Raw genomic sequence first — 1,289 nt, forward strand, 5'->3', positions numbered from 1 at the left:
CGGACTCGGAAGAAATGTTCGATCCGTTCGGTCAGCGCGGCGCGTCTGACCTCACGCTTTGTCGGGTTCGCGGGCCACTTGCGCCACTTGTAGTATCAGGGCGTCCAGACGCCGAACGCGCGGCAGGCCACCGTGTGCGGGATGGCGTTCTCGGTCTTGCAGTTGCCGATGACCCCGACGAGCACCGCCGCTTCCGCGTCGGCTACTTCACCCACAAGACCATGCATCGGGAGGACATCACGCTCCATCCCGAGCTCGACGTTGTCTTTGCGTAGCCGCTGCTTCTCCGCGCGCAGCCTGGCGAGCTCCTCCCGCTCGGACTCCTCCAACGGGCCCCGAGCCCGCCGCCACGGACCCCCGTGCCCGGCTCACCCAGGTCTGCAGCGTGCCCGTGCACGCCGAGAACCCGCGAGACCTCCGCGGCCGGCTTGCCGGTCTCCAGCACGATCCGCACGGCCCCCCCTCACGGAACTCCGCGTCGTAACTACCTCGCTTCCCCACCCTCAACTCCTTATCGGGTCACGACTCCACCCTACGAGGGGAAGCACACTGCAGAAGCGTGGGCGTGGGCGGGCTTGTGTGTTGCCCGACATGCTGTTTCACCGGGTCATGGTGAGGTTGTGCATGGTTGCGACGGCCTGGAGGGCGTGGTGGAGGCTGTCTCCTTTCTGGCGGCAGTCGCGGAGGATCTTCCCGTTCTTCATGCGGGCGAAGGTGTGCTCGACGCGGGCGCGGACCCGTCGGTGTTCGGTGTTGTCTTCCTCCTTGCCGCGCAGGAGGGGACGTCTGGCCCTTCTACGGGGCGGGACGACCAATTCGCTGCCCAGGTAGGCGCCGTCCGCGATCACTGTCGTCCCGGCCACCGAGCGGGCAGGTCCGACTCTCGCCACACGTGGGCGTCGGCTTTGTTGCCCGTCGACGCGGGCCTGGCCGAGGCGATGACCACGCGGCTGTCGGCGTCGATGATGACCTGCACGCTCGGTTCGGAAGTTCCCTTGCCCACGCCGTCGGCGTGGGCGTTTTGCTTGCTGTGTTGCAGGAACCAGGGCGCCTGCGCCATCCATACGTTGCGTTGTGGGAGACGTACTGGACTGGAAGGCGTGAGACATCGGGAACTGCGAAGGTGCAATGCTGAGAAGGGCTCCGGCGGGGTGAACAGGACGCTGATGCGTTGGTGGGCGAGCCGCAGGAGTGCCTTAGACCGTGTCCTATGTGGTGAGGCGGACGAGGCGTTTGTAGCAGCAGAGGGCGGCTGCTAGGCCGAGGAAGGCCAGGTAGTTGCGGGGATG

1 protein-coding gene and 1 pseudogene are annotated in these 1,289 nt (G+C 66.6%); both read right to left on the reverse strand.

From position 1 onward, the window contains the following. Positions 1-95 precede the first annotated feature (95 nt). Positions 96-329 carry a hypothetical protein gene (locus ACFYP3_RS37860; protein ID WP_388842668.1) on the reverse strand — a complete coding sequence of 78 codons (234 nt, stop codon included), beginning with the start codon at positions 327-329 and terminating at the stop codon, positions 96-98. Between the two features lie 270 nt (positions 330-599). Beyond that, a pseudogene (locus ACFYP3_RS37865) lies at positions 600-979 on the reverse strand (transposase family protein); the annotation flags it as partial. Positions 980-1,289: the final 310 nt, after the last annotated feature.

Source organism: Streptomyces sp. NPDC005533, assembly GCF_042871845.1.
Taxonomy (GTDB): Bacteria; Actinomycetota; Actinomycetes; order Streptomycetales; family Streptomycetaceae; genus Streptomyces.